This window comes from Kitasatospora sp. MAA4 (assembly GCF_029893355.1).
In the GTDB taxonomy this organism is placed as follows: domain Bacteria; phylum Actinomycetota; class Actinomycetes; order Streptomycetales; family Streptomycetaceae; genus Kitasatospora.
Map to the genome: position 1 here is coordinate 1 of NZ_JARZAI010000029.1, position 26,643 is coordinate 26,643.

Sequence of the window (26,643 nt, forward strand, 5' to 3'; positions counted from 1 at the left end):
GGCAGCTCCGCGGCGACGGCACCATCTTCAACCCGAACTCCGGCCTGTGCCTCAACGTCAACAACTACGCCACCAGCCCCAGCAGCCCGACCGAGCTCTGGTACTGCCAAGGCCAGCCCTCGGAGCAGTGGGTCACGTTCGACCTGCCCCAACTGCCGGCCGCATAGCCTGCCGGGGGTTTGGAGGAGATGAACGCGAAGTGCGCCAGGGCATGCCCTGGCGCACTTCGCGTTCTTGCCGGTGCCGGAGTCGCCGATCAGGCAGAGCGGTCGGCTCTTCTTGATCCACTCGCATACCTCGCCTGCGCACCCCTGGACGCCACCGTCGCCGAACTCGTCCGCATCGCAGGATGCCGCTGGAGAATCGAGGAGTCCTTCCAAAGCGCGAAGAACGAATGCGGCCTGGACCAGTACGAAGTCCGGCGCTTCGTGGGCTGGTACCGGCACATCACCCTCGCCATGCTCGCCCACGCGTTCCTGGCTGTCATGGCCGCCCAGGAACGCGAAAAGGGGGCGGCGGCACGACACACCCGAACTCGTGGACCCTCACGCCAGCCGAAATCCGCCGTCTGCTGGCAACTGGACCCCGCCACCTGCGTCGCGCGACCACACACTGACCTGGTCCTACTGGCGCCGCCAGCACCAAGCACACGCACGCCGCTGCCACTACAAACGGCGAGGCCACACCTTCGTGCGACCTCCCCGCGAAACCGCCTCCGGCCCCACAGCGGCCCGGCTACACTCACCGCCACCAGGCCGCTGACCAGGACATGCGGAGAACCCTCACTGGAGTACTAACGCGCTGCCAGCGCGAGGGGATGACGCACGTCGTGCTGGACGGCACGCTGATCGAGTCAGACCGCCTCGCAGGCGTCCGCGAAGACGGCAATGACCTCGGGTTCAGCCAGAGACACAAGGCATTCGTTGGCAACGTGCAGTTCCGGTCCGCCCCGGACGGAACACCGCTGTGGGTCTCCGATGTCGAGCCCGGATCCACCCCCGACATCACCGCCGCCCGGATCCACACCCTGCCCGCCCTTTACAAGGCGGCCGCCGACGGCCTGCCCACCCTGGCGGACAAGGGCTACATCGGCGCCGGAATCGGAATCCTCATCCCGGCGCCGCCCGACAGGCCAATCCGAACAGGCACTCCACGTCGATCACCCGCATGCGCAACACGCTGATACGCCACGTCCGCGCCCTCGGCGAACGCGCCGCTGTTGAACTCAAGCAACGATGGCGCGCCCTGCAACACGTCACGCTCAGCCCAGCAGGGTCGGAGGCAGAGCAATTGTCAAGACCTGTGGATGAGGTAGCTGTCTCGGTCCCGTGGGGTGGTGGGCGCAGGAAAGATGACTTGAGTCTCCATTAGGGGGAGACACAAGGGTGGGGGCATGGACGACGACGGACTCTTCACGATCGGGGCTCTGGCCCGCAGGACCGGACTGACGGTCAAGACCATACGGTTCTACTCCGACACCGGGATCGTGCCGTCAACCGACCGCAGCCCGACTGGCTACCGGCTCTACGACATCACCGCGCTCGCACGCCTGGACCTGGTTCGCACTCTTCGCGACCTGGGCCTGGAACTCGCCGTCATCCGGCAGGTTCTGGACCGGGAGATCTCGGTACCCGAGGTCGCAGCGGCCCACGCTGACGCACTGGAGGTGCAGATCCGCACCCTTCGCCTGCGACGCGCGGTGCTGCGGGCGGTGGCCAAACGGGGCTCTACTCCCAAGGAGATGGACCTCATGCACAAGCTCGCCAAACTCTCCGACGACGAACGCCGACGCCTCGTCAACGACTTCATCGACGACACCTTCGGCGGTCTCCAAGCCAACCCCGACTTCGTGGCCCTGATGCGCTCCGCCATGCCCGAACTGCCCGACGACCCCGAACCCGAGCAGGTCGACGCCTGGGTCGAACTCGCCGAACTCACCCAGGACCCGGACTTCCGCGCCTCCGTGCGACGGATGGCCGAGCACCAGGCGAACGAGCGCGCCCAGGGCGACACCACCGGCCTCCACCAAGAGCTCACCGAAGCCGTCCGCGACCGGGTCGGCCACGCCCTCGCCTCCGGCATCGACCCGACCACCGCCGAGGCCGTACCCATCGTCCGCGACCTTACCGCCCGCTATGCCCGGGCCTTCAACCGTGCGGACGACGGCGAGCTACGCGAGTGGTTGTTGACGCGTCTGGAGACGGCCAACGACCCTCGCGCGGAACGCTACTGGCACCTCCTTGCCGTGATCAACGCCTGGCCCGTCCCACCGAGCCTGGCGCCCGTTTTCGCCTGGCTCATCGAGGCCCTGCGCGCCGGGACCAGCAGTCCCACCACCGCGTAGCCCGCTTCTCGGCCCTCGCAGCCCCTGATCAGGCGGCGAGGGCCTCGGCACACTCGACGAGCAGGCCGCGTTCAAAACAGGCACCAGCGCGACCAGGTGGGCGCCGTTGACGGCACGCCAGCGGGCCCGGGCGGAGTCGACCTGGCTGGCCCGGCATTGCTGCTGCCCGGTCGACGCAACCGAGGACGAGAAGGACCGGTGCGGCCGAATTCGCTTCCGCTCCAGCGTCGCGCTGCACAAGCACGGTTGATCCAGCTGGTCACAGTTCGCGCTGCCAGGCCAAAGATCATTCACGCCACTGCGGGAAGAGCCGAAATCAGATCCTCATCAGAGCGGGGGCAGCCGGCGTCCAGGGACTCAGCGATCCACTCCCGCCAATCCGCCCCGCGCGCGGGGCGGATGTCAGCCCCCCCACCTACTACTCGCAGTCCGTGGCTGACTCCCTCGTGCACGCGGAGGCGTGGCAGGCCGGAGCGATGCTGTACGTCACCCTGAGCGCTACGCCGACCGCCGGATCCCGGCCGACGAAACGGCCGTCCAGCTCCAGCAACGGCCGCCCCGCCGCACGGGCCCGATCCGCTTCAAGATCATAGTGTCAGCATCGGAACCCGCTGACGGAAAACCAGTGGGCCGGCGGCGGAGGCTTCGCTAGGGTGCTCGAGCGGGCGGCTCCGCGACGTGCTTCCTTCTCACCTTCCTCCGAAACCCGTAGCGCGCCCCCTCTCCGCCCGCCTCTCATTCTCCCTTTCACCTCTGTGGGGGTCCCTCCGCATGCCCCGAGCCATCACGGCTCCTTTCACCAGCGATGTCGATCTCGACCTCGGTTCGTTCCTGCTCCGCCGACGCGGCGTCGTCTGCGTGGCGCCCGGCGAGCTCCTGCCCGAAGCGGACCCGTGGAGCACCCGGGGTCTGGTGGCCCTGGACGCGGACCTGGCGCGGCGCGGCTACCTGCTCACCAGTCAACTGCGCACCAGTCTGAGCCGGTTGGCACCCACCCGGCTCGCCGAACTCGGCGACGGGCTGCTCGCCCGGATCGACCATCTGCTCGGCGCGGACCGTGAGCATCTGCCGCTGTTCCGCCGGTTCCCGGACGCCGTGCCCGACCACGCGCACCTCTTCCACAGTCGCCAGATCCGGGTGTTCCTGCTCAACCAGCCCCGGCAGCCGTGCGCGCACTGCGGCCGACGCGGCGCCGAGGCCGGCATCGGCGCGCTCGCGCCGTGCGCCCACCTGCTCTGCGCCGGCTGTCTCCAGGGGCTGACGGCCGAGGGCCGGGGTGAACGGTGCCCGACCTGCGGTACGCCACTGAGCACCGGTACCTACCTCCCTGAGGACAGCCCGGTCGGGCAGAAGGCGGCACGGGAGTTCGGACGGGAGCAGGCGCTGCGCCCGCTGCGGCTGGTCACGGCCGACCAGGTCACCGCCGCACTGGCCGAGTTCCACCGCCTGCTCGCCCGGCGGACCCCGCTCTCCCCGCAGGACCGCGAGGACCTCGCAGCCCTGCTGGCCCATGCCCCCGACAACCTGCCGCAGTGGCTTCCCGCGCAGATCCCGTTGCGGGAGACCAAGGCCACCGTGCTCGCGGCCCTGCTGCGACGCAGCGGTGTCGACGCCCTGCCCGCCGTCGCCGAGCGGATCGACACCGCCACCGACGTCCTGCGCCTGCTGTGGGCGTGGTCCGGGGCCGAGCCCGACCTGCTGCGCGGCACGGCCCGGCGACTGCGGCTGCGCAACCTGCCCCGGCCGGTTCGCCGAGGTCTGCTGGAGATCCTGGAGGGACTGGCACCGACCGCTCTCGCCGAGGACCTGCGCCGCCACCGCTCGGCCTGGCTGCGCGCCGGCGAGCTGCTCCACCCGTACGAGCACCGGCGGTACTTCCCGAATGTCACGGCGGCGTTCGTGCTGCTGCGCGGAACGGACCTGCGTACGCACGGGGTGGGTCAGGAGTTCGCCGAGCCATCGGTCGGCCCGCTGCGCGTGGTTGCCGCCGGTCAGCACACCCGACTGGGCTTCACCGGATTCGCCGGGCGGGTCGAGGGCCTGCTCGCCGCCGGGGACGCCGGTGGAGCCGTGCAGGCGCTGGCCGAGCGGCCCGGCGAGCTGGTGCGGCGGCTGCACCACGTGCTGAGGGTGCACGCCACGACCGCACCCGGGAAGCCCCTGTCCCAGGGCCAGCTGGACACCGTCGCCGGAGCACTGGCCAGGGTCGCGCCCGGACCGCTGCTGGGCGCATACGGGCGGCTGCGCGGAACGCGCACGGCGGGCGAACGGCGCCTGTACTTCCCGCGCGGAACGGTCTCACTGGCGCACGCCCGGGAGGACCACGGCACCGTGGTCCACGCTGAACTCGGCGCCCCGGTCTGTGCGTTGATCGAGGACGAGCTGCTGCGGCGGAGCGGTGAGTCCGGTGAGCGGTACGAGGTGGCGCTGCTCGACGAGGCTCTGGTCGACCTGGTTGCACCGTTCGCCGAGCGGGCCGCAGCCCGGAGCCTGGTGTGCGTGCCGCGCGGCAGCCGTCAGCAGCTGCCGCCGGGGGAGCGGCTTCGACTGTTCCTGCACTGGATGCAGCCGGAGCACCTGCGGGTCGACCTCGACCTGTCGGTTGCGCTGTACGACGCGAGGTGGCAGTTCACCGGGCTGTGCGACTACACCAACCTGGTCCACGGCGACCGTGCGGCGGTGCACTCCGGCGACTACGTGTCCGCGCCGCCGCCGAACGGGGCGACCGAGTTCGTCGACCTGGACCTCGCACGGCTGGCCGCCGGCGGGTCGCGGTACGCCGTGGTGATCGTGTTCAGCTACAACGACGTCGCCTTCGAGCAGCTGGACGACGCGTTCACCGGGTTCATGGACCTCGGTGCCACGCCCTCGGGGGGCTCGCACTTCCACCCAAGAGCCGTCCGGCAGCGCTCCGACCTGGTCGGGGACGCCAAGGTGTGCGTGCCGATGATCGTGGATCTGGCAGAGCGCCGGTACACCTGGACCGACCTCAACACCGGCGCGGACGGCGGTTTCCACAGCGTCTACCGGCACCAGGCCGAGGTCGGTGCGCTCAGCCGCGACGTCCTGGCCCACTTCTCCCCGGAGAACCGGGCCACGCTGTGGGACGTCTCCGCTGCCCGGGCAGCTGCCCGCAGCGCCGAGGTGCACGTACGCGGGCGCGACGGCGGCGTCCGGACCTGGCGGCGCGGCACTCACGAGAGCGCCGGCCACTTCGGCGCGCGCCTGCGCGAGCTGCGGGACCGGGACGACTCGGCGGAGACGAGTGCCGCCCTCACCCAACTCCTCGCTGGGCGAAGGGCCTTCGTCTCTCTGGTGAACGGAGATGTGCCGGCGCCGGAGAAGGTGTCCGGAACTCTGTACCGGCTGTACCCGGGACCGGTCGACGCCGCCTCGGAAGAGCTGGAGCGACTGACGGCAGGAGACCTCGTCGCCGGACTGGCACCCCGCCTCCGCCGCTGAAGCGCCGCTGAAGCATCGTCGGGCGACCCGGTCGGCTGCCTCCCGGACGCCGGTCGTGCGCGCCCATCTGTCCGGCGGCAGGGTCTTTGCATCGGCACGCGCCGTGTGATCGGCTGATGCTCCGATCTGCCCGCGTGGGCATGGCCGACGAGGAGAGTGATCCATGGCGGGCTTCGGCTGGAAGCTGCACGGCGACGGAAGGAGCCCCGCGCCCGGCGCGGTCGTCAAGCCGGACGAGCGGCTCAGCTGGGGGCGCACCATCGGGCTCGGCGCTCAGCATGTGGTGGCGATGTTCGGGGCGACCTTCGTGGCACCGGTCCTGATGGGACTCGACCCCAATCTGGCCGTGATGGTCTCCGGCGTCGCGACCGTCTTCTTCCTCTTGGTCACCCGCGGGCGCATCCCCAGCTACCTCGGCAGCAGCCTCTCCTTCGTCGGCGTGGCCGCGGTGATCAGGGCCCAGGGCGGCGACGCCGCGACGTTGACCGGCGCCATGCTGGTGGTCGGCGCGGTGCTCGCGGCCTGCGGCGCGGCGGTCCAGGCGGCAGGCGCGCGGGTGATCCACGCCGTGCTGCCGCCGGTGGTGACCGGCGCGGTGGTGATGCTGATCGGCTTCAACCTGGCACCGGTCACCGCCGGGACGTACTGGCCGCAGGACCAGTGGACGGCACTGCTCACCATGGCGTTCACCGGCCTCGCCCTGGTGGTGCTGCGCGGCTTCTGGTCACGGATCGCGATCTTCCTTGGCCTGGTCTTCGGGTACGCGATCTCCTGGCTCTTCGACCGGATCTTCGGGAAGATCCGCGCCGCGAACGGGGCCGGAGCGGTGACCGACCACTGGCGGCTCGACCTCTCCGGCGTGGGCAGGGCCGAGTGGCTCGGCTTTCCCACCCTGCACGCTCCGAGCTTCTCCACCTCCGCCGTCCTGGTGGCACTGCCCGTCGTGGTCGCACTGATCGCCGAGAACGCCGGACACGTCAAGGCTGTGGGTGAGATGACGGGCGACCCACTGGACGACCGGCTGGGAGCGGCGATCATGGCGGACGGCGCTGCCACCATGATCGCCACCAGCGTCGGCGGCCCGGCCACCACCACCTACGCCGAGAACATCGGCGTGATGGCCGCGACCCGGGTCTACTCCACCGCCGCCTACTGGTGCGCCGCCGGCTTCGCGATCCTCTTCGGCCTCTGCCCCAAGTTCGGCGCCGTGATCGCCGCCATCCCGGGCGGTGTTCTCGGTGGGATCACCGTCGTCCTCTACGGCATGATCGGCCTGCTCGGCGCCCAGATCTGGGTACACAACCGGGTGGACCTGACCAACCCGCTGCACCTCGTCCCGGTGGCGGCCGGCGTCATCATCGGCATCGGCAACGTCTCCCTGAAGTTCACCGCCAACTTCTCGCTCAGTGGCATCGCGCTGGGCACCCTGATCGTCCTGATCGGCTACCACGCGCTGCGGCTGATGGCCCCGGCCCATATGAGGCAGCAACAGTCCCCGCTGCTGGACGCGGGAACCAGCGACTACGACAGCGGTGCATCGGACCTCTGACCAGGGCTGGAAGGCTGGGCCTACCAACAGAAGGGCCGGGTCTGCCTCGCCTACACCCCCGCCGGACGCCCGGTGGCGCTCATGGTGGTGCGCCCGGAGTTCGCCGAGGAGCCCGAGTTCCGTCGCCGGTTCGCCCAGGAGGTGGCCAACGCTCAGCGCATCCACGGCCTGTACACCGCGCAGGTGATCGATACCGGCGCCGAGGCGGAGTCTCCCCGGCTGGTCACCGCGTACGTGGCCGGCCCCGCCTCCAGCAGGTGGTGCGCGAGTACGGCGCGCTGGACCAAGCGCCTGCGCGACCCCGCCCGCCCCGACGTGCTCGTCGTGGACGACTTCGCCATGCGTGAGCCCATCCCCGCCCAGGCCGACGACCTCTACGAACTCATCGGCGAGCGCACCGGCCAGTCCTTCATCCTGACCTCCAACCGGGCCCCGAACGACTGGTATCCCCTGTTCCCGAACCTCGTCGTCGCCGAGTTCCTGCTCGACCGACTGATCAACAACAGCCACCAGCTGTTCATCAACGGACCCAGCTACTGGCCGAACAAGCGACCCGGGACCCGCCCGACCGGCACCAAGACCGAGTCCGGGGCAGCCCAGGAGTGAATCCGGGAACCGTCGGCTCCTGACCTGGCCAGGCCGCCCATACTCCGACAGCGGCGGTGGGTGACAATGACGCCGTGGACCCAACCAGCCAGATCATCGTCGCCCTGGATTTCGACAACCGCCGAGCGGCTGAGGAGATCGTCGACCGCCTGGGTGAGGAGTGCCGCTTCTACAAGGTCGGGCTGGAACTGCTCACGGCGGCCGGCCCCGACCTCGTCGAGCACCTCGTGGCCAAGGGCAAGGACGTGTTCCTGGACCTGAAGCTCTTCGAGATCCCGAACTCCGTCGCCGGTGCGGTCCGCGCCGCCGGAGCCCTGGGCGCCTCCATGGTGACCGTCCACAGCATGGGCGGCACCGGCATCATGGCCGCCGCCGTTGCCGCGGCCCGCGACTTCCCACGCCTTCGCGTCCTGGCCCTGACCGTCGTCACCAGCATGACCAGCACCGATCTCGCCGAAATCGGGGTCAACGCCTCGCCCCAGGAGCAGGTCCTGCGACTGGCGCAACTGGCGCAAGGCGCTGGCTGCCACGGCGTCATCGCATCACCGCAGGAAGCCGCGTCTCTTCGTGGTGTGCTTGGACCGAACGCGCTGGTCGTCACGCCGGGAATCACGCTTCCCGGTGAATCCCCAACCGAGCACGCCCGGCCGGGAACACCCCGCGCCGCTATTGCCGCTGGCGCGTCGCATGTAGTCGTGGGCCGGACGATCACTGGTGCCGCCGACCCGGTGGCCGCACTGCGACTCGTCCGCGCCAACCTTGAGCCGTGAGCGGAGACGATCATCGGGCCGGGCCGTCGCACCGCTGCTGGCGCGGCCACGCCGACTGGCACCAACACCAGACCTGAGCAACCAACAAACCAGGGTCGCACCTGGGGAATAACATAGCTGATCGTCCCGGGCGTGCGCGGGGCGTTCGGTAAGGTTGGGGGTGTCTCAACAACCCACGTGGTCGACACTCTGCGCTTCCTGGTCCCCGGCGAGATCGACCACGTGGACGTCCGCGCCCGGGTCCACCAGGGCCTGGTCGAGCACCTGGTGCTGACGCTCGGCGGTGACGGCTTCACGGCGCTGGGCATCATGAACCGGATGAGCGGCTCGACCGAGGAGGTCCTGGAGGTCTCCGGCGGCGACTCCAAGCGCGTGGTGGTGAACCTCGCGGAGGTCGTCGACCATCGCGGCCAGCCCACTGTTCGCCGGCGCGGCGACTGGGTCCCTGTCGCTCGCCAACGGGGTATCGAGCAGATCGTGGTGAGTTTCCTGGACGCGGTCCGGGCTGGCAAGACCGTGGATGCCCATGATGCGCTGCGTACCCATGAGTTGTGCGAGCTGATCGTGCAGCGGGTGGGGGAGTAGCGGCCACGGGACTGCCCAAGGGCTGTCCCGTAACTGATCTTTGAGAGGGTCGAGGCAGGATCGGTCGGCCGCCGGTCAGTACCGCTACGCGGCCTGGAGGAGGCTGTGGAGGCGAGCGATGCCGAGCATGGCGTCGTGGACGCCGTCGCCCTTGAGGCGGCAGCTGCGAAGGATCTTCCAGTTCTTCATGCGGGCGAAGACGTGCTCGACGCGGGCGCGGACCTTCTTGTGATCGCGGGGATGAAGGTGACGCCGGCCTTCTCGGTTCTCGCCCGGGCACCCACGATCATCTCCTTGAGTCGGCTCGTCGGACTCCCAGATGCTGACGTTGACCAAGGAACCCGTCGGGCGAGGTAGCCCAGAGATAGCTGATCAGGCCGGGCAGTTCAGGACGGGGCGACCGGCGTGCATGGGGGGAGGTCGTCGACCTGGCGCAACCTCACGCCATCTTCCGCAGCGTGCCGAGAACCCAGTCGATCGGCGGCCCTGCGGGCGATCGATCGACGCGCTGTCCCGGCCGGACAGGTCGTCTCAAGCCCGGATGTTCTCCTCGCACGGCCAGGGATCTGTGACGACGGACGGCGAGCCGGGCCGCAGTGTCACTGCCTGGCGAGTGCGGCCTCCTCCCGATCCAGGTCGTGCTGGAGCGTTCGGCGGGTGGTGTCGCTGATCCGGTGCTCGTCATACAGGCGGTGCAGTTCGGTGCTCTGAACGGCTATCACCTCGTGCCGCAGCTCGCGGTAGGTGGCGTCCACGGTGCTGCCGTCAGGGCCGTCGATGCTGTGGTCGAGGCGAGCGGTCAGGGCGCGCCGGACCCGGTCGATGACGGGTTCGGGCATGGCCTCCAGAGCGGCGAGGTCCTCGATATGGGCGAGGGCGGCGCGGTTGAGGGTGTCGCGGGCGTCGGCCTCCTCGCGGGCGGTGTGCTCGGGTTCCAGTGCCAGTCCGGAGTGGTTGACCACGGCCGCCAGGCTCAGGCCCTGGACGACCAGGGTGAACACCACGACCGCGGTGGTCAGCACGAGGAGCAGTGGGCGTCCAGCCAGCGCGGTTCCGTTGTTCGTGGCGAGCGGGATGGACAGTGCGGCGGCCAGCGGCATGACGCCGCGGGTGCCGGCCCAGGTCACCACCCCGGCCACCCGCCACGACAGCCGCCCGCCGCTGGGCTTGACCGCCCGGGTGAGCGGCAGCGTCGACAGCACGCGCACGGCGATCAGCACGGCCGCCAGAGCCAGCGCCTGAAGAGGCCACCAACCGGCGCCCTCGGGCAGCCCCCGCACCAGAGTGGGAAGTTCCAGGCCGACGATGCTGAACACCACGCTCTCCAGAAGGAACACCACGACCGCGTAGACGGCGTGCAGTTGCAGGCGGATCCGGGCGTCGGTGAGGCGGTGTCCGGTCCGGCCGAGCAGGACTCCGGCGAGGACGACCGAGGTGATGCCGGAGGTGTGCGCGGACTCCGCCAGCACGTAGGCCGCGTACGGGGTGACCAGGGCGATCACGGTCTCCAGCACCGGGTCGGTGGTGCGGCGGCGGATCAGCCACACCAGGCCCGCGACGGCGGCCCCTATCAGGCTCCCACCGCCGCCGAGCAGCAGGAACTCCCCGCCGGCCGCGGGCAGGCTCACGGCGCCGCCTGTTGCCACGGCGATGCCGACGGCGACCTTGAACAGCACCAGGGAGGTGGCGTCGTTGAACAGGCTCTCGGCCTGGACAAGGACCTGGACGCGCCCGGGCAGGGCCAGGCGCCGGCCGAGCGCGGTGACCGCCACCGGGTCGGTGCTGGCCAGCACGGCACCGAGGACGAACGCCATGGCGGGCGGGAGGCCGGTCACCGCGACCGCCACGAAGCCGACGGCGGCGGCCGACGCGAAGACCAGCCCGAAGGCGAGGATCGTCACCGGCTTCCAGACCGTGCGCAGGTCGCGCAGCGACAGTTCCTCGGCGGAGGCGTACAGCAGCGGTGGCAGGACCACCAGTGCGATGGTCTGCGGCGGTACGTGCAGCGCGGGCACGCCCGGTATCAGCGCGACCCCGAGGCCCGCCAGGACCAGCAGAGAGGGGGCGGGGATGCGCCAGCGGCGGGCGAAGGTGGCCACGGCGGTGGCCAGGACCACCAGGAAGAGGACGATTCCCACGGCGCGCATCTGCGAAGGACCCCATGACGACGAACGGGGGCGCTGCCGCCGATTGCTGCAGCCGTCCCCCGAGCCGACCAGACTTCCCGGCACACCGTAGGTAATTTTATCGGGACTTTAGCGCGGCCCGACAGACCCCGGCTCGCAGCACCCGTGCCGGTGCCGCCACCGGTGCTGGAGTGGACGGGCGCCGACACACCGACGGCTTCGACCCGGCCTACTTCGACGCCAGGCAAGTCGGCGCCCAGCTGATGGACCCGAACTCCTGAACCGAGGCAGACGCCCGAGCCTCCGGCAGGAGAACGCGTGACCCTCGGAGGATCGACCGACTACCGATCATCGGGGTGGGAGCGGCTGCAGAAGCCTTCGAGACCCGTGGGAAATGGTGGAGGTGCGGGCAGGCCGTAACCTGCCGCCATGAACGATGATCGAGTGACTATCCACGGGGCCGTGGAGACACTGCTGGCCGGTAACGGGCGGTTCACGGCGGCCGCCCCCGCACACCCGAATCAGGACGCCGCGCGCCGCGCCGAGACCGCCCCGGCCCAGAGCCCGTTCGCCGTGTTGTTCGGCTGCTCCGACTCCCGGCTGGCCGCTGAGATCATCTTCGACCGGGGGCTGGGTGACCTGTTCGTGGTCCGCACCGCCGGCCACGTCCTGGGTCCCGAGGTGCTGGGCAGTATCGAGTACGGGGTGAGCGTGCTGGGCTGCCCGCTCGTCGTGGTTCTCGGCCATGATGCCTGCGGCGCGGTCGCTGCGGCCCGGGCGGCCGTGCAGGACGGGACTTCGGCGGACGGGTACGTGCGGGACGTGATCGAGCGGGTGACGCCCAGCGTGCTGGCCGCGCGCGCCGCCGGCTACACCGAGGACTCGGACTTCATCGCCGAGCACATACGGCGCACCGTCGACCTGCTGATGGACCGCTCCCGCGTCCTGGCCGAGGCGGTGACCGCCGGCCGGACCGCCGTGCTTGGCTTGGCCTACCGCCTGGCCGACGGCACCGTGCGCCACGTCACCGCCCGTGGCCTGGACGAATCCGCCGTCCCCGCGCCGTAGGCGTCCACCGCGTCATCCTGCTGACAAGCCGATTACTGCCGTGGGCCCACCAGGCCAACGGTCCTAGCGGCACAGCAGACAGGCTCGTCCGAGCTGGAGGGTGCCTTCAACGGCGAGGGTCGGCTGCCGCCTGGCATGGGATACAGCGAAATGCGGCTTTGGCAGATGCCTTACGGGGCAAAGGAGTTGCGTGGAGACGATCACGGCCGGTGTGACCGGGCAGGCCTGGTCCGAATTCGTGGCTGGTCGCCCCGCCGTGCTCTACCCGAAGGCGGCGGCGCCGGATACGGGAGGGCTGCTCACTGACGGCTGGTCGCAGCAGAACGACTTCCAGAGCTGGGCCCGGCCGAACCCGGACTGGACCGCAGTGCTGGACGAGCATCGACTGCGGGTGACCCGCCTCGGCGAGCTTCGCTTCGAGGGCGAGCTGCCCGTCAGCTGGGAATGGCGCCGGGCGGCACGCACCCACCTCGCCGCCCTGAACACCACCGGGGCGTTCACCTGCCCCGCCGAGTTCAGGACGGCGGTCCGCACCAGGGCGCTGTTCCTGCTGGTCACGCCCCTGAGGCTCACGGGATGCCCGACCGGTGCCTGGCGGCGACAAAAAAACGGCACCACCGTGGCGGCCGCACGCCCCCTGGAAGGCTTCTCGGTACAGCGGGCTTGACCGTCAGTCCCACCTCGGGATTTGGACATAGCCGGAGTCGACGACGGACCGCCCCCGAGATGGGCCGGGGGCGGCTGTGCCGTTGGTCCGGTGTGCGGTGATTCGGTGTTGTGGTGGCCGTTACCAGTAGTGGCGGCGGCCGGCGACCTCGTGGCCGACTGCGCCCATGACCCACAGGATGAGGCCGATGAGGGCCAGGACGATGCCGATGGTCCACAGGATGGAGAGGCCGGTGACGAATCCGATGACGAGGAGGATGACTCCGAGGAGGATCACGATGAACTCCGTTTGTTGCTCCCCCCGTTGATACGGTTCTCCGCCTGTGCGGAGGCGTTGCTGCACCTTCCTGTTCCGTTTCTTCGGCTCTGGGGATGGCGACCTGCCCGTCCGGTCGCGCGTGGTGTCGGTCGCCCGCTGGGCGCGTGCCGGGGCTATGGGGTGGGCGTGAGCGTGGTGTTCAGGCCGGTGAGGAGGATGTCGAGGCCGCGTTCGAGTTCGGCGGCGCCGTCGTAGGACGTGAGGGTGGTGGCGAGGCCGCGCAGGAGGGGGAATTCGTCGGCCGGCAGTCGGTGCAGGCCCAGGCGCAGCAGGTCGTCGTTCTCCTCGGGGTTGTCGGCGTGCTCCCGCAGTTCGTCCAGGACATGGCCGTGGAGCAGTGCGAACAGGGCGCGGTAGACGTGCAGGGCGTCGGCGTCGGTGAAGCCGGCTCGGGTGAGGAGGGTGAGGACGGCTTCGAGTGGGCGCAGGGTGCCGCGGGGGCGCAGTGCGAGCGGGGTGGCCAGCGGGCGGGTGACCAGGAGCGGTACGACGTGGGGGTGGGAGAGTACGAGCCGGCGGTACTGGCGGGCGACGGCGCGTAGTTGGGCGGTCCAGTCGGCGTCGGTGGGGTCTACGGCGAGTTGGTCGAGGACGGTCTCGGCGACGCCGTCGAGCAGGGCCGCCTTGTTCGGTGCGTAGCGGTAGAGGCTCATCGGGTCGTGGTTGAGTGCGCGGGCCAGGCGGCGCATGGTCAGCTTCTCGATGCCGTCGCGGTCGATGATCTCCAGTGCGCACGCGAGCATGCGTTCCCGGCTGAGCTTCCCGCTCGGGGGCGGGTCGCATTCCTGGAGCGCCGGGTCGACCGGGTGCTTGGCCATCTCACACCTTCTCTGCCGGCGGTGGCACCGGCGAAGATGAAGTTCGTAGACCTACGGTGTAGACACGAGTCTAGTCCAGGAGTTGACTGGAGGCATACGACGCAGATCCCCTCTTGGAGTGCGTCATGATCATTATTCTGGGACTCATCCTCCTTGTCGTCGCGGCGGTCGTCGCGGTGGCCGGAATATTCAGCAACACCGGCAGCGCGCACGCGCTCACCAACGCCTTCACGGTGTTCGGGCACCACATGACCGGCTCCACCGGCACGCTGTTCCTCTACGGCATCATCGTCGGTGCCGCGGGCATGCTGGGGCTGGGCCTCCTGCTGACCGGCGCGCGCCGCGGCGCCGTCGCACGCCACGGACTGCGGCACTCCCGCCGTGAGACGGCGGCCGTCCGCGAGCACCGCGACGAGCTGGTCGAACAGCGCGATGGCGCCCGCGCGCAGGCGACATCGGCCGCCGAGGAGCGCGACACGCTCGCCGAACAGCGCGACGACCTGATCGCCCAGCAGGACCGTGCGGGCGAGCAGACGGTCGGCACACCCCTCAGCCCGCCGCCACCGGGAAACAACGCCCCGCACGTCGACGACGAACCGGTGTCCGGCAACGGGCACCGCAGGCCGCACCTGCTCGGGCATCGCTCCGGCTCCCGCTAGGCCGGGTACGGCACGACTCACGAAAGGCAGTCGAACCATGAGCGTCACCAAGAAGGTCGCCCACAAGGCCGAAGCGGTCAAGGGCGGCGTGAAGAAGACCGTCGGCCGCGCCACTGGCGACCGCACCCTCGAAGCGGAAGGCCGGGCCGACCAGATCAAGGGCGACACCAAGCAGGCCGGCGCCAAGGTCAAGGACGCCTTCAAGCATTGACCGACCCGGGACTCACCGACTCACCGAGCGCGGCAGCCCGAGGCGTTACATCGGGGAATCCGAACAGGGAGTACGGCATGACCAGTCGTTCCATTCCACATTTATGTGCTCGCGTCCACCCGCCGCGACATCGGGCTCACGCGGGCCTCCTAGTCACCTGGCCGGATCTCCCTCGCCCGGCGCGAGGCGATCAGCGCTGCGCGCGTCCGCGCCGGGTGAGGCGCGTGCCGAAGAAGGCCACGTCGGCGACGAGCAGGACGGTGCCGATGACCAGCAGGAACAGCAGTCCGTGGGCGACAGCGCCGATGATGCCGAGGGCGACCGCGATGATGATCACGAGCAGGAACAGGGCCATGACGGGGATTCCTCCTCGGTCGGGTGGGGCGCTCACCGGCGGGCGAGTTGCCGTTCGCCGCCGGCGCCGGGCTGGTAGGTCAGGTCGTAGTGCCGGAAGATGGCTTCCTCGTCCTCGGCGGGCAGGATGTCGTCCGTGCCGATCGCGGGGCAGTCCTTCACCAGTGCCTTGTCGTAGACGACCTTGACGTAGGTCGGGCCGACGGTCGCCCCGTCGAGGGGAACGAACACCAGCCGATGGCGGGTCGGCAGCCCGGTCTGCACAGTGGCCATGGCCGGCTCGTCGGTGCTGGTGTCGACGTAGATCGCTTCCAACGTGCCGATCTTGTGGCCGCCCGCGTCGACGACGTCATGGGTGCGCCACTCGCGGATATCGCCTACCTGGATCACCGTGGCTCCCTTCACACCGCCCCGCCAGTCAGGCGGCTCGGCCTGTGGCCTCCACCTTTCATCGTGCCCCCCACAGCGGGTGGACACCAGCCATCGCATCCGTTCCCGCCACCCGAGCAGCAGGAAGTCGTCCTCCCGGCCGGAGGCTGGGTCCGCTCCACGCACCGGCCTGCCGGACGAGCGCTTGCAGCCCGCGAGCGGCTGCGCCCTCTCCCGGCTCGGGCGGCATGAGCGGACGCGCCGCTGCGCACACTGCGCGCCGACCTCGCAGAGCACATCCTGCCGCCGGATCCTGATCCAGTTTCTGGATGGCTACGATCTGCAGTCCGGCCATCCCCAGCCACCGTAACTCTCGGTACGGGCCAACCTTCGCCTGTCGTTGGCGTATCCCACGCGTGGTGACGCGGTCGTCGATCTGCCAGAACACGGATCGTCCCAGGTACGCGAGGAGCAGTTGTCGCCGTCGACGGACAGCCACCTGGTCGCGTTGCTTGTTGTCGGACGCCCGGGGATCGCTCCCCGGGGGTGGCACCGGCGTCAGCCGGCGTCTTCTCGTTTCAACGCCTCCCGCCCAGGGCCCTTGCGGGCTCTGGGACTTACGGCTGCTCGGCGAGCGTTTTGGGTCTCCCCCTATCGGGGGCGACCGTCGTGAGCTGCCTTCGCGCCGCGTGCACGATGTTCGCGGTGCTGTTCTCGTGTCGGTGCACGACCGTGCCGCACGAGGGGCAGTGGAACTTCTCGTGCCGGATCAGCGGGCCGTTCAACGAGGCCGGTGCCTGATGCGGCTCCCACAGCCAGGCGTGGACCAGGTGCGGTCGCAGACCGCGCAGGTGCGCCTCGTCGCCGGCCCAGTCCACGGCTTCCTCCGCGCCGGCTGGGTCGGCGGATCCCCGGGGTCAGACCGGCGTCGGCACGGTGATGACGGGGCATCGGGCATGGTGCAGGACGCCCTGCCCGACGGAGCCGAGAAGCATTCCGGTGAAGCCGCCCAGACCGCGCGTGCCGACCACGAGTGCGAGGGCGTGCGTGGAGGCTTCGGCCAGGACGGCCACCGGGTGGCCGCGCAACACCTCGTGCGTCAGCTCCACGTCGGGGTGGGTCTCCCGGCGTCCGGCCGCAATCTCCGCCAGGACCCGGCGGCTGTCCTGCTCGGCCTGGTGTTCGTCGACCCAATCGGGATGCGAGGGGTGGAGAGCGAGGATCGCGCGCAGCCCGGCGCCGCGCAGGGCCGCGGCGTCGAAGGCGTAGTCCACGGCGGCCTGCGACGCCGGGCTGCCGTCCACCCCGACGACGAAGTACGGCGGTTGCTGGGTGCTGTGCTCCGGGTCCCGGACGACCACCACCGGGCAGCACGCGTGGGCGATCGACGCCACCGCCACCGATCCGGCGGTGAACAGTTCACGGGCCGCGGTGAGTCGTCGGGAACCGAGGACGAGCAGCGTCGCCCCGGTGGACTGCTCATGCAGGACGTCGGCCGGCTCGCCGTCCACCGGCCGGGTGGTGACCGGGAGTGCGGGGTGGCGCTCGGCGACGAACCGGGCGGCTTCCGCAAGGGTCTGCTCGCCGGCGGCGCGCAGGTGGTTGGTCTTCTCCTGTAGTTCGGGCCAGGTCATGGACCAGTTGCCCGCGCGGGTCGCCAGCCTGCAGGCCAGCACCAGGTGCAGAGGCAGGTGGCGGCGGTCGGCCTCGTCGGCGGCCCAGGCGAGGAGAAGCCGGCTGGGCTGGTCGGGGTCGACTCCCGCGACGACCGGGTGCTGTCCGTCGGCCTTCATCATCGAGTCCCATCGCAGGTGGAGGGCCCAACCCAGCCTCCGGCCCGGTGGAGCGGACACGTGCGTGAGCCGGGGAGCGTCGGGGGCAGGAGCATGCGGACGCTGCGGGGGCAGCGGCCTTCTCCTGCCAGCATCCCCCGCCGAGCGCGTTCGAGCCTGGGGGAACGTTCGCCATGACACGAGCCCGTTCCGAGACGATCACCGAGGGGACGTCCGAGTGCCGGATCGCGATCGACTCCTGGGTCGAGCGGGCCGTGGTGAAGGGCGCCGGGTCCAGGGCCGCCGTGCCCGTCAGTTCGGGCCGAAGCTCCGGGGAGCCGTCGGCGATCGCGTTGCGGTAGATCTGGAGGGCGGCCAGTGCCATCGGGCTGCCCGCGTACACCGGCACATGGGCGGGCAGTCGGCCCGAGCGGCGCAGTTCGGCGATTTCGTGCAGCACAACCTCGGTGCGGTCCACCGCGAAGGAGGGGATGAGGACGGAGCCGCCCCTGGCCAGCGCCCGCTCCACGGCCTCGGCGAAGCGCACGCGCGAGCCCCGCTCGTCGTGGTGCCGGTTGCCGTAGGTCGACTCCACCAGCAGCACGTCCGCACCGGTGAACGGCTCGGGCGGGCGCAGCAGCGGGTGGACCGAGCGGCCGAGGTCGCCGCTGGTGGCGACGGTGTGGCCCTCCTCCAGTCACCGACGGTATGGGGCGGTCGATCCATGCGATGCTGGAGGCACGTAGCGCGCTCGGGTCTGTTCGGACTTCGTGCCCTCGCCGGGCGTGACGTGTGCCCGAAGGCGGCGATCTGTATGACGCAGCACCAGGCCCTCGCACCCCGACCCATGACCTTCGCGTGCTGATCGCAGTGCTCCGAGCGGGCCAGGACCACCCGCGGTGAGTGTCTCCGCTCCGGTGCAACAACCCGCGCCCGTGGACGGGGTGGCGGCCGCGGCGACGCTACCGGGGGCCGATGTCCTTCGCGGGCTCGGCGTCACCACCGAGGCAGGATTGAGCGGCGAGGAAGTCGCCCGGCGGCAGGCGCAGTTCGGCCCCAACGCGGTCTCCTCGCACCGGGCCCGGTTCTTCCCCGTGCTCTGGCACCAGCTGCGTTCCCCGTTGCTCGGTCTGTTGCTGGGTGCCGCCGTGGCGTCGTTCCTGGTGGGCGAGCGCAGTGACGCCGTGATCATCGGGGTGATCGTCGCCGTGTCGGTCGGGCTCGGTTTCGTCAACGAGTACCGGGCCGAGAAGGCCGCCGAGGCGCTGCACTCGCAGATCCACCACAAGACGGTGGTGGTGCGCGACGGGCGCGCCACGTCGGTGGACGTCACCGCGCTGGTCCCCGGCGACCTGGTGGAGCTGCACCTCGGGGACGTCATCCCCGCCGATCTGCGGCTGCTGGAGCTCACCGGACTGGAGTGCGACGAATCGGTGCTGACCGGCGAGTCGCTGCCGGTCGACAAGGACACCGCCGCCGTCCCGGCCGGGACCGCGCTGGCCGAGCTGACCGGGTGCGCCCTGATGGGCACCATCGTCCGCACCGGCAGCGCCCGAGGCGTCGTGGTGTCCACCGGCACGGGCACCGAGTTCGGCAAGATCGCCGCCGGTCTCGGCACGCACCAGCTCGACACCGAGTTCCAGGTCGGCCTTCGCCGCTTCTCGCTGCTGCTCGTCTACGTCGCGGGCGCGCTCACCACCTCGATCTTCGTGATCAACGTGGCGCTGCACAAGCCGATCATCGACGCGCTGCTGTTCTCGCTGGCCATCGCGGTCGGCATCACCCCGCAGCTGCTGCCCGCCGTCGTCTCCACCAGTCTGGCCGCCGGCTCGCGGCGGATGAGCCGCCGCAAGGTCCTGGTCAAGCGATTGGTCTGCATCGAGGACCTCGGCGACGTCGACGTCCTGTTCACCGACAAGACCGGCACCCTCACCCTGGGCCGGATCGACTACATGCGCGCCGTGTCCGCCGGCGGCGACGACCCCGGCAGGGTGCTGCGCTGGGGGCTGCTCTGCACCGAGAACGCCGCCCGGGACGAGCAGGACGTCGGCGGAAACCCGCTCGACCAGGCCCTGTGGCGATCACCGGCCGCCGCAGGCGAGCGGACCGCGCTGGCCGACTACACCCAGCTCGCGGTGCTGCCCTTCGACCACGAGCGCCGCATGATCTCCGTCCTGGTGCGCGACGCGTCCGGCGTGTCGACGCTGGTCACCAAGGGCGCGCCGGAGACGGTCCTGGACCGCTGCGCCGACGTGCCGCCGGCTGCCCGAGACGCGCTGGCGGCGGAGTTCGCCGCCGGGAACCGGGTGATCGCCGTCGCCACCCGCCCAGCCGTTGCCGGATCATCGGTCATCAGGGCGGCGGACGAGAGCGGCCTTCGCCTGGCCGGACTGCTGGTCTTCCTGGACCCGCCCAAGCCGGACGCGGCCGCCGCGTTGGGCAGGCTGGCCGGGCTCGGCATCGCGGTGAAGGTGGTCACCGGCGACAACGCCGCGGTCGCCACCAAGGTCTGCCACGACCTCGGCCTGGGCGGGGGCGACGCGATGACCGGGACCGAGGTCGACGCGCTGGACGACGCGCAGCTCGCCGAGGCGATCACCAGGACCACCGTCTTCGCCCGGGTCAGCCCCGAGGCCAAGGCCCGTATCGTGCACGCCCAGCGCAGCAGCGGCGGCGGAGTCGCCTTCCTCGGCGACGGCGTCAACGACGCGCTCGCGCTGCACGCGGCCGACGTGGGCATCTCGGTCGACTCGGCCACCGACGTCGCCAAGGACGCCGCCGACGTGATCCTGCTGGAGAAGGATCTCGACGTGCTCGCCGACGGTGTGGCCGAGGGGCGGCGGATCTTCGCCAACACCATCAAGTACGTGCTGATGGGCACCTCCAGCAACTTCGGCAACATGTTCAGCGCGGCCAGCGCTTCGCTGTTCCTGTCGTTCCTGCCGATGCTGCCCTCCCAGATCCTGCTGAACAACCTGCTCTACGACAGCAGCCAACTCGCCATCCCCACCGACAACGTGGACGAGGAGCAGCTGCGCAAGCCCTCGCACTGGGACATCGCCTTCATCCGCCGATTCATGATCTGCTTCGGCCCGCTCAGCTCGGTGTTCGACTTCGTCACCTTCGGCGTCATGCTCTGGGTGTTCCACTCTGGACCGGCCCAGTTCCGCTCCGGCTGGTTCGTCGAGTCGCTGGCCACCCAGACCCTGGTGATCTTCGCGATCCGCACCCGGCGCATCCCGTTCTTCCGCAGCCACCCCAGCCTGCCGCTGACCCTCTCCGCCCTTGGCGTGGTCGCCGTCGGCACCCTGCTCCCCGCCACACCGCTGGCCCACACGCTCGGCTTCCAACCGCTGCCGGGGGCGTTCTTCGCCGCTCTGGTTGCCATGATCATTGCCTACCTGGTCCTGATCGAGATCGGCAAGCGCCTCTTCTACGGCGCGGCCGCCACCACCTCCCCCACCCCGCCGCGCTACGGACCCCACCGCCACCTGCGCCGCCGCGCCGCCTACTTCAGCACCGCCGACCGCACGCCCGGCTCCGCGCGCGGGCTGAGCGCTGACGGCCTTGCGAGGCGCAGCATGGAGGCATCGGCCGACCAGTGAGGTGCGTCATGGACCGTGTCGTTGTCGGTGGCCACCCGCGATGACCGAGAAGCGTCAGCCGTCCGTCGCCGTCAGCCCCGATGAGCTCCTGCTTCCGGCGCGGGCGCGCCGCCCCGAGGACTTGGTGCGCTTCGCCCTCGGCGCGGTCCTGATCGGGCTGACGCTACTGGCGGCCGACGCCGCCCAGAGCACCGCGGGCGGACTGAACGCCGACGCCGCCCGCGGGGCCGGCCGGGCGCCGCAGGTGCTGCTGAGCGTCGCCGGATCCTTCTCCACCGTCGCGGTGCTGCTGGTGCCGGTGGCGTTCGTCGGCCAGCAGATCCTCCGGCGGGACGTTCGCCGGATCGCTGCCGGCGTGCTCGCGGCGGTGCTCGCCTACGGGACGTCCCTGCTCGTCGACCTGTGGGCCATCCACCTCGCACCGCACGCCGTCCTCGCCGCGCTGACCGGTCCGGTGCCGGGAGGGACCGGTTCGACCGAGCCGGTGCTCAGCTACCTGGCCGCCGTGCTCGCCTGCATGACCGCGGCCGGGGTGGCGCAGCAGCCGCGCTGGGCGGCGGCGCTGGCGGTCCTGCTCGGCTTGAACGCCCTGACGGTCCTGGTCGGCGGCTCCGTCGGCGTGCTGTCGCTGCTCCTTGCTCTGCTGATCGGGTGGACCCTCGCGCACGGAGCGACCTACGCGCTCGGGTCGCCCAACGCGCGCCCCACCGCTGCGGATCTGTTCGTCGGCCTGGGCCAGCTGGAGTTCAGTCCGGTGACGGCCCTTCGCACGCCGGGGACGGGAGCTCACGAGCCGCACCACTACCTGGTGGGCCAGGCGGACGGACGGCCTGATCTGGATGTGGTGGTGCTGGGGCGGGAGTCGTCGGGGTTCGGCTTCCTGCGGAGGGCCTGGCAGCGCGTGCGGCTGCGCACCGCGCCGCAACGTCGCAGCCTGCTGTCGCTGCGCGGCGTCCTGAAGCAGGAGTCCCTGCTCTGCTACGCCGTCCAGGAGGCCGGTGCCCGCTCCCGGCGGCTGCTGGCCGTCGCGGAGCTGGGGCCGGACGCAGCCTTGATCATCTACGAACCGCTCTCCGGCCACACCCTTGACCAGCTCCACGACGCCGAGGTCACCGACGCGCTCCTGAGGGATACCTGGCGGCAGGTGAAGCTTCTGCAGTCCCGGCGAATCGTCCACCGCAACCTGGTCGCCTCCGCCCTGCTCATGGACGACCGCGGCGCCGTCCATCTGGTGGGCCTGGAGGACGGCGACGTCGCAGCCCGCGACCTGGCACTGCGGACGGACGTCGCGCAGTTGCTGACGACCCTCGGCCTGCGGGTGGGTCCCGAACGCGCCGTCGCCGGCGCGTTCGCCGTGCTCGGCCCGGACCGGGTCGGCGCGGTCGTGCCGCTGCTCCAGCCGCTGGCCCTGTCCCGTGAGACGCGGGCCGCGCTCAAGCGGCACGACGGATCCGGCCCGTCGGACCCCGCCGGCGCCGCGCCGGACCTGCTCGCGCAACTGCGCGAGGAGATCCTGCGCACCCGCCCGCAGGCTCCGGTGGAGCCGGCCCGCCTGGAGCGGCTGCGTCCACGCACCCTGGTCACCGTGCTCGGCGGCGCGACCGCCGGCTACTTCGTGCTGCTCCAGCTCCGGCAGCTCCGCCACCAAGCCGCTGCTCGACCACCTTCGCGACCTCGGCCCCGGCTCCGTCCGCCAGATCCTCACCACCGTGGTGCAGCAACTCCAGGCCGCCCAGGGCAGGGCGGGCATCGCGCTGGCCATCGGGATCGTCCTGGCCCTGTGGTCCGCCTCCGGCTACATCGCGGCCTTCATGCGTGCCGCCAACAACGTCTACGGCATTGACGAGGGCCGCCCGCTCTGGAAGATCCTTCCCGCACGGCTCGCCCTGACAGTCGTCTTCGTCGTGCTCCTCGCCCTGACCGCTACCGGTGTCGTCTTCACCGGCACGCTGGCCACCGGGACGGGCAAGATCCTCGGGGTCAGCGACAACGCCGTACAGGTATGGGGCATCGCCAAATGGCCCGTCCTCGTCATCATCGTCATCGCGATGGTGACCCTGCTCTACTGGGTCGCTCCCAACGCCAAACGACCGAAGCTGCGCTGGATACTCCCCGGGAGCCTGGTCGCCGTAGCCCTCTGGATCACCGCCTCCGGCGTGTTCGCCCTCTACGTCGCCAACTTCAGCAGCCTCAACAGCACCTACGGCAGCATCGGAGCCGTGATCCTCTTCCTCCTCTGGCTGTGGGTCTCCAACGTCGCGATCCTGCTGGGCCTGGAGTTCAACTTCGAGCTGGAACGCGGACGTGCCATCGAAGCCGGTCACCCACCCGAGGAAGACCCTCGCCCCGAACGCCGCGACACCCGCAAACCGTCGCCCGACACCCCACAAGATCACGACGGACCCAGTGCCTGACGCTGTAGCGGATCTTGCTCCGGTTCGGCACCACGCAGGGACTCACCCGTCGGCGCGGGTGACAGGCGTGGTGGCGCGGTTGGCGATCTGCCAGAACACGGATCGTCCCAGACACACGAAGGACTGCTGTCGCCGTCGGCGTCAGCGGCTCTGTCGCGTGGGTTGTGGTGCTGTTGTGGGACGCCCGGGGATCGCTCCCCAGGGGTGGCACCGGCGTCAGCCGGTGTCTTCTCGTTTCAACGCCCCCTGCCCGCCGCCCTTGCGGACAGCGGGACTTACAGCGGCTCGGCGAGCGTTTTGGGTCTCCCCCCTATCGGAGGCGACCGTCGTGAGCTGCCTCAGTGCCGCGTCAACGATGTTCGCGGTGCTGTTCTCGTGCCGGTGTACGACCGCGCCGCACGAGGGGCAGTGGAACTTGCTGCGCGAGGAGTCGGAGCTTGGGTTTCGCTCCTTGCACCTCGCGCAGGTGCCGGCGACAGGCTCACCCGGGTCGAGGACGACGAGCCGCGAGCCGTACCAGGCGGTTTTGTATTCGAGCTTCTTACGAAGGCTGCCCAGGCCGGCATCCAGGAGATGCCGGTTGAAGCGGGCCTTGACCTTAACGTTCCTGCCGGGCTTGTCCCGGGTGCCCTTGCCCGAGGCGGTGAGAGCGGTGAGGTCCAGGTGTTCGATCGCGACGTGCGTGAACCCCGTGGCGAGCTTCTTGGACAGGCCGTGCAGGAACGAGGCGCGTCGCACCGTGATCTGCTGGTGGACGCGGGAGACCCTGGCGGCGGCCTTCCTCCACCGGCCCGACCCCTGTTGGCAACGGGACAGTGCGCGCTGGGCCTTGGCGAGCTTGGCCAGGCTGTCGGCGAGCAGGCGGGGGTGCTGCACCAGGGCAGTGGTGGGGTCGGCCAGGTCGAGGGGGCTGGACAGGGCGGCCAGGTAGTGGGAGCGGAGGTCGACGCCGACGAGCCCGCCGGCGCGCTGGCGGGCGGTGGGGCGGCCGATCTGCTCGACGCGTCCGCCGTTCTCGGCGGCCTTCTCAGCCTGGGCGCGGCTCAGATGCGGGGTGCGGGTGCCTTTGTCGTCGACGTGCTCCCACAGCACGGGAACGTCCAGCTGCACCTTCGCCAGCACGGAGGCGTACCAGCGGTGGCCGCCGCGGGTGACGGTCACGGACTGGATGACGGCCTGACCGCGGTCCACGAGCCGCGCCAGGCGCTTGCCGCAGTCGTGGATGCGGATGCTGCCCAGGCCTGGCATCACGAGGCGCCGGTAGCCCTCCAGGCGGATGATCGGCCTCTTCACGTCGTGGAAGAGAGCGAACGATTCTGCTTGGCCCTTCTTCTTGAACCGGGGGTATCCATGGCGGCGGCCGGCGCGGCGGCCGCCGAGCGAGTCTTGCCAGTACTTCCAGGCGACCTGCGCGCGGTCGAAGCCGGAGGTGAAGCAGTACACGTTGACCTCGGTCCACCAGGGGCTGCCGCCCTCCTCCCTGGGCCGGTCCCGCTCCATGCGCCACAGGGCGCTGGTGTCGGTGGCGGTCGGTGTGCGGAATCCGGCGCTGAACGCCTCGGCCTTGAGCGCGTTCACCGTGGCACGGGCCTCGGCCAGAAGCGCGCGCTCGCCGTCCGTGCCGGCAGCGTCAACGCGGACAGCGGCCAGTCGGTGGGCGAGAGCTTCCTGCCCGGCCGGCGGCTGCATCGCAGGCAAGGGCTGCTTGCCGGTGACGGTGAGCGTGAGGCTCTTGCGGTGGTGGTCCCACACCTTGATCCGGTCGGTGAGTTCGGCGCCGTCGGCCTTGATTCGCTCCTTGGCTTCGGCTTCGCTCAGTCCCGCGTCGAGGTAGGCGGTCCGACGGTCCGCCCATGCCTGGTGGGCCTGGGCCTTCTTGGCTAGGGAGTAGTTGTAGGCCCACCGGCAGGCCCCGGCGTAGCGGGACAGGGCGGCGCATTGGGCATCGGAGGGGTTGAGGGCGAACCGGTACGCGCGCAGGACCTCCGTTCCGGGCATGAACGTTCCCTCTCAGCGCATCCGTTACCTCAGGTGATCGAATCGTTCCGTACTGTAGAAGATGGGGAATCTGGGGAGCCAGTCGCCGATCACACAGATGGGCCCTTCCGGCATATGCCGAAAGTCTGTGGCGGCTACTTCGCGCCGGCGCCGTCCACTTGTCCGATTTCGCCTCGGGACGTCACCTTCGTCGTTTCAGCGCACGTGCCAGGCGGGGGAGTTCGTCGCGGAGCAGTCGGCCTGCCAGTGCGCCGCCGTACAGCGGGTGGGCGAGTAGCGGCCCGGGTGCCTCTGGCGGAGGCACCCGGGAGTCAGGAACGGGACGGGGCGGGGATCGGTTGCCGTGTTTCCCGCGGCGCAGCCGAGCTGGCTGTCTCCGCGACTGCCCGTGCTGGTCGGCCGCGGCCAGCCCACCGTCCGCCGCCGCGGCGACTGGGTCCCCGTCGCCCGCCAGCGCGGAATCGAGCAGATCGTGGTCGGCTTCCTCGACGCCGTCCGCGCCGGCAAGACCCTCGACGCCCATGATGCGCTGCGCACCCACGAGTTGTGCGAGCTGATCGTGCAGCGGGTGGGGGAGTAGCGGGTCGCCGGTCGAGCGGACGGCGGCCAGCAGCCGGATCCGCTCGCGCGCGGCCCTCGCGCGTCGGTCAAGCCGCCCCGACCGCCTCGCCGGCGTCGCGGGCCTGGCCCCCCGTCCCGAAGGACTCGGGACGCATCAGCGGCACCATGCGCCGACCCCGCCGCTACTGCCGACGACTCCTGCGGGTCTTCTACAGGTCCGCGCAGCTCGCCTCCCGAGGCTGCCCCACCTCAAAGGCCTACTACGACCGCAAGAGAGCCGAGGACAAAGACCCATAAGCCAGGCCATCATCGCCCTGGGCCGACACGCCCACAGCGAGTCAGCAACCGGGCTTGACGACTTCATGGGAATCAGTAGTCCAAACGATC

General features: G+C 70.5%; 23 protein-coding genes and 6 pseudogenes. 19 read left to right on the forward strand and 10 right to left on the reverse strand.

Going from position 1 to position 26,643, the window contains the following annotated elements; translation table 11 throughout:
- Positions 1–293: 293 nt before the first annotated feature.
- The 10 genes and pseudogenes from P3T37_RS30030 to P3T37_RS30075 form a co-directional block, all read left to right on the forward strand.
- Positions 294–797: pseudogene (locus P3T37_RS30030) on the forward strand (hypothetical protein); the annotation flags it as partial.
- A gap of 20 nt (positions 798–817) precedes the next feature.
- On the forward strand, positions 818–1,183 hold the full coding sequence (locus P3T37_RS30035) for a transposase family protein (protein WP_280727051.1): 366 nt from the start codon (positions 818–820) through the stop codon (positions 1,181–1,183).
- Between the two features lie 210 nt (positions 1,184–1,393).
- A complete protein-coding gene (locus tag P3T37_RS30040; RefSeq protein WP_280727052.1) occupies positions 1,394–2,344 on the forward strand; it encodes a MerR family transcriptional regulator in 951 nt (316 codons plus the stop codon).
- 106 nt (positions 2,345–2,450) lie between these two features.
- Positions 2,451–2,594 (forward strand): hypothetical protein, encoded by a 144-nt coding sequence (locus tag P3T37_RS30045; protein WP_280727053.1) that lies wholly within the window; start codon positions 2,451–2,453, stop codon positions 2,592–2,594.
- 521 nt (positions 2,595–3,115) lie between these two features.
- On the forward strand, positions 3,116–5,806 hold the full coding sequence (locus P3T37_RS30050; RefSeq protein ID WP_280727054.1) for an MXAN_6230/SCO0854 family RING domain-containing protein: 2,691 nt from the start codon (positions 3,116–3,118) through the stop codon (positions 5,804–5,806).
- A gap of 163 nt (positions 5,807–5,969) precedes the next feature.
- The gene (locus P3T37_RS30055; RefSeq protein WP_280727055.1) at positions 5,970–7,355 is read left to right on the forward strand and encodes a solute carrier family 23 protein; all 1,386 of its coding nucleotides are present in this window, start codon (positions 5,970–5,972) and stop codon (positions 7,353–7,355) included.
- Positions 7,356–7,388: 33 nt separating this feature from the next.
- A pseudogene (locus tag P3T37_RS30060) lies at positions 7,389–7,604 on the forward strand (serine/threonine protein kinase); the annotation flags it as partial.
- Entirely contained in the window at positions 7,590–7,961 is a 372-nt protein-coding gene (locus P3T37_RS30065) for an ATP-binding protein (RefSeq protein ID WP_280727123.1), read from the forward strand. The pseudogene P3T37_RS30060 and the gene P3T37_RS30065, both read left to right, overlap by 15 nt.
- Before the next feature lie 74 nt (positions 7,962–8,035).
- Complete coding sequence (pyrF, locus tag P3T37_RS30070) at positions 8,036–8,731, forward strand: orotidine-5'-phosphate decarboxylase (protein ID WP_280727056.1); 696 nt, start codon at positions 8,036–8,038, stop codon at positions 8,729–8,731.
- Between the two features lie 174 nt (positions 8,732–8,905).
- A pseudogene (locus tag P3T37_RS30075) lies at positions 8,906–9,316 on the forward strand (gfo/Idh/MocA family oxidoreductase); the annotation flags it as partial.
- A gap of 84 nt (positions 9,317–9,400) precedes the next feature.
- Here the strand turns inward: P3T37_RS30075 and P3T37_RS30080 are convergent.
- Positions 9,401–9,559, reverse strand: a pseudogene (locus tag P3T37_RS30080) (transposase); the annotation flags it as partial.
- Positions 9,560–9,915: 356 nt separating this feature from the next.
- Positions 9,916–11,463: a Na+/H+ antiporter gene (locus P3T37_RS30085; RefSeq protein ID WP_280727057.1), complete on the reverse strand. Its 1,548-nt coding sequence runs from the start codon at positions 11,461–11,463 to the stop codon at positions 9,916–9,918.
- A gap of 408 nt (positions 11,464–11,871) precedes the next feature.
- Between P3T37_RS30085 and P3T37_RS30090 the strand changes: the two genes are divergently transcribed.
- Together P3T37_RS30090 and P3T37_RS30095 are read left to right on the forward strand one after the other, a co-directional pair.
- Positions 11,872–12,510: a carbonic anhydrase gene (locus P3T37_RS30090; RefSeq protein WP_280727058.1), complete on the forward strand. Its 639-nt coding sequence runs from the start codon at positions 11,872–11,874 to the stop codon at positions 12,508–12,510.
- 190 nt (positions 12,511–12,700) lie between these two features.
- The gene (locus P3T37_RS30095; RefSeq protein WP_280727059.1) at positions 12,701–13,177 is read left to right on the forward strand and encodes a hypothetical protein; all 477 of its coding nucleotides are present in this window, start codon (positions 12,701–12,703) and stop codon (positions 13,175–13,177) included.
- A 120-nt stretch (positions 13,178–13,297) separates the two neighbouring features.
- Here P3T37_RS30095 and P3T37_RS30100 read toward each other — a convergent pair whose 3' ends face one another.
- Both P3T37_RS30100 and P3T37_RS30105 read right to left on the reverse strand, forming a co-directional pair.
- Positions 13,298–13,453 (reverse strand): DUF6131 family protein, encoded by a 156-nt coding sequence (locus tag P3T37_RS30100; protein ID WP_280727060.1) that lies wholly within the window; start codon positions 13,451–13,453, stop codon positions 13,298–13,300.
- Positions 13,454–13,608: 155 nt separating this feature from the next.
- Positions 13,609–14,313 (reverse strand): TetR/AcrR family transcriptional regulator C-terminal domain-containing protein, encoded by a 705-nt coding sequence (locus tag P3T37_RS30105; RefSeq protein WP_280727061.1) that lies wholly within the window; start codon positions 14,311–14,313, stop codon positions 13,609–13,611.
- A gap of 125 nt (positions 14,314–14,438) precedes the next feature.
- Here P3T37_RS30105 and P3T37_RS30110 point away from each other — a divergent pair, with 125 nt between their 5' ends.
- Both P3T37_RS30110 and P3T37_RS30115 read left to right on the forward strand, forming a co-directional pair.
- Positions 14,439–14,972, forward strand: coding sequence for a hypothetical protein (locus P3T37_RS30110; protein ID WP_280727062.1), 534 nt, complete (start codon positions 14,439–14,441; stop codon positions 14,970–14,972).
- Positions 14,973–15,009: 37 nt separating this feature from the next.
- Positions 15,010–15,183 (forward strand): CsbD family protein, encoded by a 174-nt coding sequence (locus tag P3T37_RS30115; RefSeq protein ID WP_280727063.1) that lies wholly within the window; start codon positions 15,010–15,012, stop codon positions 15,181–15,183.
- Between the two features lie 190 nt (positions 15,184–15,373).
- Here P3T37_RS30115 and P3T37_RS30120 read toward each other — a convergent pair whose 3' ends face one another.
- The 4 genes from P3T37_RS30120 to P3T37_RS30135 form a co-directional block, all read right to left on the reverse strand.
- The gene (locus P3T37_RS30120; protein ID WP_280727064.1) at positions 15,374–15,538 is read right to left on the reverse strand and encodes a hypothetical protein; all 165 of its coding nucleotides are present in this window, start codon (positions 15,536–15,538) and stop codon (positions 15,374–15,376) included.
- A gap of 32 nt (positions 15,539–15,570) precedes the next feature.
- A complete protein-coding gene (locus tag P3T37_RS30125; protein WP_280727065.1) occupies positions 15,571–15,927 on the reverse strand; it encodes a PRC-barrel domain-containing protein in 357 nt (118 codons plus the stop codon).
- 596 nt (positions 15,928–16,523) lie between these two features.
- A complete protein-coding gene (locus P3T37_RS30130) occupies positions 16,524–16,784 on the reverse strand; it encodes a hypothetical protein (protein WP_280727066.1) in 261 nt (86 codons plus the stop codon).
- Between the two features lie 39 nt (positions 16,785–16,823).
- Positions 16,824–17,702, reverse strand: a complete 879-nt coding sequence (locus P3T37_RS30135) for a universal stress protein (RefSeq protein ID WP_280727067.1) — start codon at positions 17,700–17,702, stop codon at positions 16,824–16,826.
- 170 nt (positions 17,703–17,872) lie between these two features.
- On the opposite strand from P3T37_RS30135, the gene P3T37_RS30140 reads away from it, so the two are divergent.
- On the forward strand, positions 17,873–18,040 hold the full coding sequence (locus P3T37_RS30140; RefSeq protein ID WP_280727068.1) for a hypothetical protein: 168 nt from the start codon (positions 17,873–17,875) through the stop codon (positions 18,038–18,040).
- A gap of 537 nt (positions 18,041–18,577) precedes the next feature.
- Positions 18,578–21,283: a magnesium-translocating P-type ATPase gene (gene mgtA / locus P3T37_RS30145; RefSeq protein WP_280727069.1), complete on the forward strand. Its 2,706-nt coding sequence runs from the start codon at positions 18,578–18,580 to the stop codon at positions 21,281–21,283.
- Positions 21,284–21,446: 163 nt separating this feature from the next.
- Here mgtA and P3T37_RS30150 read toward each other — a convergent pair whose 3' ends face one another.
- Entirely contained in the window at positions 21,447–22,727 is a 1,281-nt protein-coding gene (locus P3T37_RS30150) for a hypothetical protein (protein ID WP_280727070.1), read from the reverse strand.
- Here P3T37_RS30150 and P3T37_RS30155 point away from each other — a divergent pair.
- A complete protein-coding gene (locus P3T37_RS30155; RefSeq protein WP_280727071.1) occupies positions 22,699–23,697 on the forward strand; it encodes a YihY/virulence factor BrkB family protein in 999 nt (332 codons plus the stop codon). The two genes, P3T37_RS30150 and P3T37_RS30155, sit on opposite strands and share 29 nt — an antisense overlap.
- Positions 23,698–23,913: 216 nt before the next feature.
- Here the strand turns inward: P3T37_RS30155 and P3T37_RS30160 are convergent, their stop codons facing one another.
- A complete protein-coding gene (locus tag P3T37_RS30160; RefSeq protein WP_280727072.1) occupies positions 23,914–25,695 on the reverse strand; it encodes an RNA-guided endonuclease TnpB family protein in 1,782 nt (593 codons plus the stop codon).
- 388 nt (positions 25,696–26,083) lie between these two features.
- Between P3T37_RS30160 and P3T37_RS30165 the strand changes: the two are divergent.
- Both P3T37_RS30165 and P3T37_RS30170 read left to right on the forward strand, forming a co-directional pair.
- Positions 26,084–26,275 (forward strand): annotated as a pseudogene (locus P3T37_RS30165) (gfo/Idh/MocA family oxidoreductase); the annotation flags it as partial.
- Positions 26,276–26,354: 79 nt separating this feature from the next.
- Positions 26,355–26,544: pseudogene (locus P3T37_RS30170) on the forward strand (transposase); the annotation flags it as partial.
- Positions 26,545–26,643: the final 99 nt, after the last annotated feature.